This is a genomic window from Clostridioides sp. ES-S-0049-02, from assembly GCF_020658465.1.
Taxonomy (GTDB): domain Bacteria; phylum Bacillota; class Clostridia; order Peptostreptococcales; family Peptostreptococcaceae; genus Clostridioides.
In genome coordinates this window covers 1371826-1380937 of the sequence record NZ_JACVWG010000001.1, presented here as the reverse complement: position 1 = coordinate 1380937, position 9112 = coordinate 1371826, and the positions used below count along the sequence as shown (strand labels likewise).

9 protein-coding genes are annotated in these 9112 nt (G+C 25.3%); 6 read left to right on the top strand and 3 right to left on the bottom strand.

The annotated features are described in order from the left end of the window. Positions 1 to 422 precede the first annotated feature (422 nt). Positions 423 to 989 (bottom strand): MarR family winged helix-turn-helix transcriptional regulator, encoded by a 567-nt coding sequence (locus IC213_RS06305; RefSeq protein ID WP_227432977.1) that lies wholly within the window; start codon positions 987 to 989, stop codon positions 423 to 425. Between the two features lie 280 nt (positions 990 to 1269). Here IC213_RS06305 and IC213_RS06300 point away from each other — a divergent pair, with 280 nt between their 5' ends. The 5 genes from IC213_RS06300 (at position 1270) to IC213_RS06280 (ending at position 7107) form a co-directional block, all read left to right on the top strand. Then, on the top strand, positions 1270 to 2211 hold the full coding sequence (locus IC213_RS06300; protein ID WP_227432979.1) for an alpha/beta hydrolase: 942 nt from the start codon (positions 1270 to 1272) through the stop codon (positions 2209 to 2211). A 127-nt stretch (positions 2212 to 2338) separates the two neighbouring features. Next, positions 2339 to 3550, top strand: coding sequence for a helix-turn-helix domain-containing protein (locus IC213_RS06295; protein WP_227823760.1), 1212 nt, complete (start codon positions 2339 to 2341; stop codon positions 3548 to 3550). A 298-nt stretch (positions 3551 to 3848) separates the two neighbouring features. Next, the gene (locus IC213_RS06290) at positions 3849 to 4646 is read left to right on the top strand and encodes a 3D domain-containing protein (RefSeq protein WP_227482365.1); all 798 of its coding nucleotides are present in this window, start codon (positions 3849 to 3851) and stop codon (positions 4644 to 4646) included. 110 nt (positions 4647 to 4756) lie between these two features. Beyond that, a complete protein-coding gene (locus IC213_RS06285) occupies positions 4757 to 5347 on the top strand; it encodes an SGNH/GDSL hydrolase family protein (protein ID WP_227432984.1) in 591 nt (196 codons plus the stop codon). 62 nt (positions 5348 to 5409) lie between these two features. Beyond that, on the top strand, positions 5410 to 7107 hold the full coding sequence (locus IC213_RS06280; RefSeq protein ID WP_227862849.1) for a phospho-sugar mutase: 1698 nt from the start codon (positions 5410 to 5412) through the stop codon (positions 7105 to 7107). A gap of 295 nt (positions 7108 to 7402) precedes the next feature. Here IC213_RS06280 and IC213_RS06275 read toward each other — a convergent pair whose 3' ends face one another. Beyond that, positions 7403 to 7579 carry a hypothetical protein gene (locus tag IC213_RS06275; protein WP_227432987.1) on the bottom strand — a complete coding sequence of 59 codons (177 nt, stop codon included), beginning with the start codon at positions 7577 to 7579 and terminating at the stop codon, positions 7403 to 7405. Between the two features lie 255 nt (positions 7580 to 7834). Here IC213_RS06275 and IC213_RS06270 point away from each other — a divergent pair, with 255 nt between their 5' ends. Then, on the top strand, positions 7835 to 8263 hold the full coding sequence (locus IC213_RS06270; RefSeq protein ID WP_227432988.1) for an HTH domain-containing protein: 429 nt from the start codon (positions 7835 to 7837) through the stop codon (positions 8261 to 8263). A gap of 137 nt (positions 8264 to 8400) precedes the next feature. On the opposite strand, the gene IC213_RS06265 is transcribed toward IC213_RS06270, so the two are convergent. After that, complete coding sequence (locus tag IC213_RS06265; RefSeq protein WP_227432990.1) at positions 8401 to 8595, bottom strand: DNA-directed RNA polymerase; 195 nt, start codon at positions 8593 to 8595, stop codon at positions 8401 to 8403. Positions 8596 to 9112: the final 517 nt, after the last annotated feature.

Genomic DNA, 9112 nt, shown 5'->3' with positions numbered 1-9112 from the left:
ATGAAAAAATGGACTATGAGATATAGAAACTGGGATAGTATATATAATCAGTTATCTATATTCTTTGATAATAGAATATAATTTTTAAAAATCATATTTCAAAAATTTGCCATAATATATATGGTTTACAAAAATATTTAGAAATATCCCAGTATATATTTTTTACAATTTATTAGAATAAAATTCATATATTGGGAAATATTAATAGTAAATAAATAATTGTTGCTATAAAGTAGAAATTATCTTTAAAAGCACAAATTAATTTACAGTCTCAGATTTAACGGCGATTTTGAAAAAATTAAAGTCGCCGTTTTCATGTTTTGATTTATATTATACAAATATCTATATTTCAAACCTCCATCTTTAATCTCATGAGCATTTAAAAATATTGTGATATTATAGATAGCTTTTTCATTATAATATTAATCTTTTTTATTTACTTTATTTCTTCTTCTTGAGAATTCTTTAAGTGCTTCAGCTTTAATTTTATCAAGTTCTTCATCCTCCATAAAATTAGCATCGTCTTCAAATCCATCTTGTTCTTCGCCATTAAAACGATACATTTTTTTTAGTAAACTCCACAAGGTTTCTAATTCGTCTTGAGTAAACTCATGAAATACATCTGCCATAAAATTTATTCCAACTCTACTACATTTAATCATGACTTGTTTTCCTAAATCGGTAACCTTTACATTAATTGCTCTTTTATCATTTGGGCTTGGAACTACCTGAACATATTCATTTTTTTCAAGGTTAGCAACTATTCTATTTATATTTTGTTTACTTGTACCCATTTTTCGTGCAATATTATTTAATGTTGTTTCTTCTTCTGGTAAGTGAAGAATAGATAAAATAGTCATATATTGTCTTGAAGTAAGTACATCAAAATACTTATCGCCTTCTATTTGTATTTTGTTTGTAAGAGTAAAAAGAGTTGCATATGTTTGATTCATTAGAAACAATTCTTTCAATTCATTTGAATAATCCATAAAATATCTCCTTTGTATTTAGATACTATTTTGACGAAAACAGAATATCACGAATTGAATATAATGTCAATATGATGTCCAAGTATAGTTAAATGTTCTCTCTAAATAATTAATATTCAATAACTAAATTATTATATAGTTATTTAGAGCAACACTTGTATAGCAATTTATGCTAATAATTAATAAGTAAGAAACTTATATAGAACGTTTTGACTTGAAAATTGTAGTAATATAGTATATAAGTTAATATGTTGAATAAATTCAGGCTGGAGGAGTAATTATGAAGTGTACAAATTTTACTTTCAAGGGAAAAGAAGATTTAGATATATATACATATAAATGGGAAGATGAAAGTATAGAAAACCCAAAGGCAATTGTACAAATTGCCCATGGAATGGCAGAAACTGCACAACGGTATGAAGTTTTTGCTAAAGAGCTTACTAAAAATGGATATATAGTATATATAAATGACCATAGAGGACATGGAAAAACCGCAAAGACAGTAGAGAATGTTGGGCATCTAGCTGAAAAAGAAGGTTTTAGATGCCTTGTAGAAGATATGAATACTTTAACAAGTATTATAAAAAAGGAAAATAAAGATTTGCCAATTTATTTATTTGGGCATAGTATGGGGTCATTTGCGAGTCAAAGATACATAATGGATTACAGTGATAATTTATCTGGTCTTATATTATGTGGTTCAAATGGAAAACAAGGTATTATTCTAAATTTTGCTCATCTAATAATTAATCATGAGATTAAAAAGTATGGAAGAAATTCTCGAAGCAATAAAATAAATGATTTAATATTTGGTGGAGAAAGCATAAGAAGAAATAAAAATACTAAATTTGATTGGTTAAGTAGAGATAAAGAACAAGTTGAAAAATATATAAATGACCCATTTTGTGGGGTGGTATGTACTTGTGGCTTTTTTTATGATTTAGTGCAAGGATTAAAAGAAATAGAGGATAAAGAAAACTTAAAAAAGATACCACTTGATATTCCTATTTATATAATATCTGGAGATAAAGACCCTATAGGTAAAAATGGTAAGGGTGTCTTAAGGCTAAGGGATAGATATATAAAATTAGGAGTAAAAGATGTAACATGTAAACTCTATAAAGATGGAAGACATGAATTATTGAATGAGATAAATAAAGAGGAAGTTTTTGAGGATGTTATTTGTTGGTTAAATGAAAAATGGGAATTTTGTAGTCAATGAAATAAGCTTTTAACTTATAATTTAACCAATAGTTAAATTATAGGTTTTTTGTTAACTTTACCTCAATTTACTAATAAATGCTTTTTTAATATACTTAAATTAAGAGATATACATTAAGGAGGTATATATGCGAATTAAAATAGGTGAAGTCATACAAACATTGAGAAAAGAAAAAAGTTTAACACAAGAACAATTAGCAAAGTTTATAGGAGTGTCAACACCAGCAGTATCTAAATGGGAAAGTGGAAATTCCTATCCAGATATAGAACTATTGCCAGTATTAGCAGATTTTTTTAATGTATCTGTTGATAAACTTTTAAACTATAAAGTAGATTTAAGTGAAGAAGAAGTAATGAAAGTCTATAAAGAACTAGAAGCAACTCTTGCTAAAGTAGAAATTGATTTATTAATAGAGGAACCATTAGAAGAATTTAAAGAAGATTTAGAATCTGTAGAAAGACTTGCTAATATGTATATGGAGAAATATCCTCAAAGTTATCTGCTAAAGTTAAAAATAAGTTCGCTATACCAAATGTATTCATATAAATTTGGTAAAGATAAATTCAATAGTAAAATTAAAGAAACAACAAATATTCTTGAAGATATAGTTAGAAATACAGATGATATTCAGATTAAAGAAACAGCGCTTCTTATTTTATCAAATGCATATTATATGTTAGACGATTACGAAAAGGCAGAATTATATTTAAATATGATACATAAAGCAATAGGAGACACAAGTGTTAATTTAGCTATGATATATTTAAGTCAGAATAGATTAGATGAAGCAGAAACATTACTTCAAAATAAATTATTTAGCGATGTATTTAATGCAACTCTGGATTGTAAAGGATTAATTAATGTATGTAAAAATAAATATAAAGAATTAAAGAAAGAATTAGATGATGGAAGCTATAACAAAAAAACAACAGAAAAAGAAATGGAATATATAAAAAATAAATCATTAGGATATGCAAATATATCTTTAGAAATAAAGAAGAAATTTAGTGAAAATAGAGGTGCTTTTTTTGGAATATACATGGACTACATAGAGTTGTCTTTAAATTTCTTATTTTTTAATATGAAAGAAGAAGCTAAAGAAGCTTTATATGGTTTAAATGAAATATTAGAAAAATATCATCTACATGAAAGTTCAGATACAAGTCAAATGATGTTTTTTGATAAAGTAAAATCTAGAAATTCATATACTTTTAATGTATATACTAATCTACTTATCATGTTTAATGATAATAGTTTTAATGAATTAAGAGAAGAACCAATTTTTGAATCTATAATTAAAAAGGTTTCAGAATTGGAGAAAATGTTAAAAGATAAATAAATGTTTAGTGTGACGAACTGAAATTAGTAAATAAAAAGCTGGAAATCAGGATACTTAATAAAGTAAATATCTTGTTTCTAGCTTTTTATTTGCATGAAATAAGTTATCAAACATAGAGATTTAATTTGTATGAAATAAGTCATTAACCGTAGAATATAAAAAAATTATGAATAAAACAAATTTAGAAGTTACAAAAAAGTTACATAAATTTAGAAAGTTATAATATACATATATAATATAAGATTAAAACTGTAATAAATAAGTTAATTTAAAATTTGAACATGAAAGGGGAAATATTATGGAGAAAAGAGAAAAGAAAATAATAATATCATCTTTATTAAGTGTATCAATTTTAATGAGTTTAGTAAGTATATATTCTATATTAAATAAAGAAGAGATAAGTCTAACTGTTAAAGGCCAAGAACAAAAAGTGTCTTCATTTAAAAAGACAGTTGAAGAACTTTTGGATGAACAGGGAGTGAAATACAATTCTGAAGATAAAATTAATCCAAGTTTGAATACAGAATTAAAGGATAACATGAAAATCAAGGTTGTTAAAGTAACTAAAAATCAAAAAGAAGAATTTGAAAAAATACCATTTGACACAAAACATGTGAATGATAGCAATTTAGTAAAAGGAAAATCTAAAGTCTATCAGGAGGGAATAGAGGGAGAGAAAAAACTAGTCTATAATTTAACTTACCATGATGGAAAGCTAGTCAAAAAAGTCTTATCAAAAGAAGTGATTTCTAAAGAACCAACTACAAAAATTATAAAAAATGGAACTAAAGAAAAAGTATTAATTGCATCAAGAGGAGCAAATACAAGAGGAGGAAAACATATGAGAGTAGTTGCTACTGCATATGCAGGAGATACTATAACATCTACTGGTACAACACCAAGATGGGGGGTAATTGCAGTTGACCCAAATATAATACCATATGGAACAAAAGTATATATACCTAGATTAGGTATGACATTTGTTGCAGAAGACTGTGGAGGTGCAATTAAAGGGAACAGAATAGATATATTTATGAATAGTGAAGGAAAAGCATCTAATTGGGGGAGACAGAGTCTAGATGTATATGTGTATTAATTTAGTGAATATAATAACTTTACTTAGAAGGAAAAAAAGTATAAAATATGAATTAATTAAACTGTTAGATTATTCTTAAAACAGAAAAAACATAGCTAAGGGGGGATAAGATGAAAATAGTCTGCTTAGGAGACAGTTTAACATATGGATTTGGAGTATCACGAAGTAATTCATGGACAAACATTGTGAGTCAGGAGACTGGTTTAGAAATAATAAATAAGGGTATAAATGGTGATACAACAAGTGGTATGTTAGTTAGATTTAATGAAGATGTTTTACAGAATTCTCCCGATATGGTTTTTATAATGGGTGGTACTAATGATTTTATTGCTGGAGCAGGAAATGAAGTTATTAATTCTAATATAATGGCTATGGTACATCAAGCATATGCAAAAAATATTATACCAATAATAGGTATACCACTGAGACCAGATATTCCAAATGTTAGGGAAGATTGGAGTAGCTTTACGGATTTTAATACAGTATCAAAAAAGTTAGAGTCATATAATTATTGGATAAAAAAATTTAGTGTGACATTTAATACTGATTTTGTAGATTTTTATTCTGAATATAATAAGAGTATGGAAAAAGAAGGATATAAAAAATTATATTTTGATGGATTACATCCAACTAAGGAAGGTCATAGAATAATTGCAAATATTTTTATTAAGTCAATTAATAAGTATATAGAAGAGTCATAATTATATAAAAAAGGTTTATCTATGCAATTATAATAAATGGATAAAATAGGGAGGATTTTATTATGGATTATACTAAAACTTATGAAGAATGGGTAAAGAGTTCATATTTTGATGAAGATACAAAACTAGAATTAGATAAAATAAAAGATAATGAAAAAGAGATAGAAGATAGATTTTATAAAGATTTAGAATTTGGAACGGCTGGTCTTAGAGGTGTAATTGAAGCAGGAACTAATAGAATTAACAAATATACAGTTAGAAGAGCTACTTTTGGATTGGCAAACTATATACTAGAAAATACTACAGAGGAAGAAAAAAATAGGGGCGTAGTAATAGCTCATGATAATAGACATAAATCTAGAGAATTTTGTATAGAATCTGCAAATACATTAGCAGCGTGTGGTATAAAGGCATATATATTTGATAGTTTAAGAACTACTCCAGAATTGTCCTTTGCTGTTAGAAATCTAAATGCAATAGCAGGGATAGTTATAACAGCTAGCCATAATCCACCTGAATACAATGGATACAAAGTATACTGGGAAGATGGGGCACAAGTTATGCCAGATATTGCAAATGCAATAACAGAAAAAGTAAATAGCATACATGATTATAGTATAATACCAACTTTAAATGAAGCTAATAAAAATTTAGTAGTCTTATTGGACGAAACACAGGATACTGAATTTATAGAAGCTGTAAAAAGTCAAGTTATAAGAAAAGATTTAGTAAAAAGCGTAGGTAAAAATTTTAAAATAGTTTATACACCTCTTTGTGGAACTGGCAATATTCCAATAAGAAGAGCATTAAAAGAAGTAGGATTTGAAAACATATTAGTGGTTCCAGAAGAAGAAAATCCAGACCCAAATTTTGCAGGGCTTGACTACCCAAATCCAGAAGAGAAAAAAGCTTTAAACAGAGGAATATTGCTTGCAAAAGAAAAAGGAGCAGACCTTGTAATAGCAACTGACCCAGATTGTGATAGAGTAGGTGTAGCTGTAAGAACCACTACAGGGGAATATGTATTACTTACAGGGAATCAAATTGGTGGAATGTTGACACACTATATAATAGAAGGCTTAAAAGAAAATAATCAATTAAAAGAAAATCTTACAATGATAAAAACTATAGTTACATCAGAATTTGGAGCGGATATAGCAAAAGAAAATAATGTTGATGTACTAAATGTTCTTACAGGTTTTAAATTTATTGGTGAAAAAATAAAATTATTTGAAGAAAATAAAGATAGAAATTATGTATTTGGATATGAAGAAAGTTATGGTTATTTAGTTGGAACTCATGCAAGAGATAAAGACGGTGTTGTTTCATCATTATTAATATCTGAAATGGCAGCATTTTACTATTCAAAAGGCATGAGCTTATATGGAGGCTTAATAGAACTATATAAGAAATATGGATTCTTTAAAGAACAGACTATATCTTTAACTTTAAAAGGTATAGAAGGTGTGGAAAAAATAAAAGAGATAATATCTTATTTTAGAGAAAATCAAATTGATTGTATAAATAATATAAAGGTAATTGATAAAAAAGACTACAAAAATGGTGTAGATAATCTCCCTAAATCTGATGTTTTAAAATATTTCTTGGAAGATGAGTCTTGGGTAGCTATAAGACCATCTGGGACAGAGCCAAAGCTGAAATTTTATATAGCTGTAAAAGGAACTAGTGATGCTGAAGCAGATGAAAAGCTTAGAGGTTTAAAAGAATATATAGATATTATGGTATCAAAATTAAAATAAAATAGACTAAATTGCTACATAAAAGAATAGTAAATAAGTATTAAAGATGCAATTTTATTTGTATTTAAATAAAAGCATTATAAAAAACTGGTTGACATTTAACTGAAAGTTAGCCAGTTTTTTAATTAAAAAGTATTTTACGAAAATTATTATTTTAATTATTTGTTTTGACAGCTTTTGTTATATTTGTAATAAATGATTTATTAAATTTTATACAACAGTATATTTTCTTAGTATGTAAACTTTAAAGACATTTGTTTTGAAAATAGATTTATTTTTCATACTTACTACTAATCTATCTCAGTCTTGTATAATAATATAAAAATAAAACAATATATACTATAGGTAATAAGAGTAATACTTTTAAATCAAGGTCAAAAGTATTAGTATAAAATGCAAATATGAGTGCTAATAATACAATTATTAAGTTTGGGATTGTTTGAAAGAATGCTTGTTTTGCTCTTTTATTCATTGTATTTCCTCCTTGTAAATATTAATATTTTAAAATGTTTTTCATAAAATAATCAGTAACTTATATTTGATTTTCTTAATCAAAGTATAACAAGAGAATAAGAATAAAGAGTTACTAAAATATTACAATAAGAAATAAAGAAACAAAAAAGTTTATATTTCAAGTTTTTAAAATTTCTTTATTATAATTGAGACTATTTAAGTGTGATATAATAAAAAGATACTTACTAATTTTACTTAGAGGAGTTTAACTTATATGGAAGTAAAAAAGATTGATAGTGATTACATAGAACCTTTACTTAATAAATTAATTGATGAATATCACATAAATGAAGATATTTTATCAAATTTGATTAAAATAGAATCAGAAAAACTAAGAAATTATAAAAAATATGAAAAAGAATTTACAGCAGATTTAGACGTATGGGCAAGATGGATAAATTTTGTTTTGCAACTCGAATATACTATAGATGTTGATTCAGATTCTAGGCTTAGAGGTATTTTAAGTTTACTAATTGAGATATATGAAATTAATATTGAATTTATAGCTAAAGTTGCACATGTTGAAGAACAATATTTGGTAGATTTTATAAATGGAGTAGATTATGTGCCAACAGAAGTAAAATACAGTATATGTGCTACTGCTATGAATCTGAGTTTAATATTTAAAAATAAGGAAATATAAAGAGCTAAATAAATAGAATAGATTATAATATATATTTGTATTAATCTACCTTAATACCTTATGAAGTTATCTATATATAGAAAAAGCACCTATAATTAAAAGGTGCTTTTCTTATTTATACAATTTATATTGTGTCTTTATCCTATTTGTTTTATTAAAGCTTTTGCAGATTTAATCTTTGATTTTTCATTAGTTTTTTCTAATAAGTCTAAAGCACAATTAGTACAAATATTTACTTCATTACAACTATCTTTTTCAGAGTAAGTTATATACTTATTTTTAGATTTGTCTATCTTGTCTCCGCAATAATTACATATTATAAAGTTACTCATATTTTAAGACCTCCGTTTTATTTATTTTTGAATATAAAAATATTATTTAAATAGAATTTGCATTAACAATTAATGTAAAATTTGTATAATTCTGAAAATTAACTTGTTAAAATTATAGCAAATTTGCAACTTTACTTTTAATTATAATGTATTTTATTCAAAAGATAAACATTATAACCATAAATACTTAACTTTTATTACATATTTCTTAAATTATAAGCATAAGATTAATATTGATTTGATATAATCAATAATTGTTTAAGAAGAAAATATAATAAATTTAAAAGTTATCCTGCTAATACTAGTTTGTTTAATATTTTTATTTGTTGTTACTTTAAAAAACCTTTTTGTGTTGTCAATTCAATTAGAAAATACATCTCGAATTTTATCTTTTTAAATTAATACCACTAGAAGCTTGTATATAATCATAATTATAGTCCAATAATATATATTTAATTCAAGATTATACTTTTTATTTTCAGTGATTAAAAAATTAAAATATTAGTAGAATTATTAT

Bases quoted from the DNA above. Each gene is read 5' to 3' on its own strand.
- IC213_RS06305 (WP_227432977.1), bottom strand. From the start codon at position 989: ATGGATTATTCAAATGAATTGAAAGAATTGTTTCTAATGAATCAAACA.
- IC213_RS06270 (WP_227432988.1), top strand. From the start codon at position 7,835: ATGGAAGTAAAAAAGATTGATAGTGATTACATAGAACCTTTACTTAAT.
- IC213_RS06275 (WP_227432987.1), bottom strand. From the start codon at position 7,579: ATGAATAAAAGAGCAAAACAAGCATTCTTTCAAACAATCCCAAACTTA.
- IC213_RS06295 (WP_227823760.1), top strand. From the start codon at position 2,339: ATGCGAATTAAAATAGGTGAAGTCATACAAACATTGAGAAAAGAAAAA.
- IC213_RS06285 (WP_227432984.1), top strand. From the start codon at position 4,757: ATGAAAATAGTCTGCTTAGGAGACAGTTTAACATATGGATTTGGAGTA.
- IC213_RS06300 (WP_227432979.1), top strand. From the start codon at position 1,270: ATGAAGTGTACAAATTTTACTTTCAAGGGAAAAGAAGATTTAGATATA.
- IC213_RS06265 (WP_227432990.1), bottom strand. From the start codon at position 8,595: ATGAGTAACTTTATAATATGTAATTATTGCGGAGACAAGATAGACAAA.
- IC213_RS06290 (WP_227482365.1), top strand. From the start codon at position 3,849: ATGGAGAAAAGAGAAAAGAAAATAATAATATCATCTTTATTAAGTGTA.
- IC213_RS06280 (WP_227862849.1), top strand. From the start codon at position 5,410: ATGGATTATACTAAAACTTATGAAGAATGGGTAAAGAGTTCATATTTT.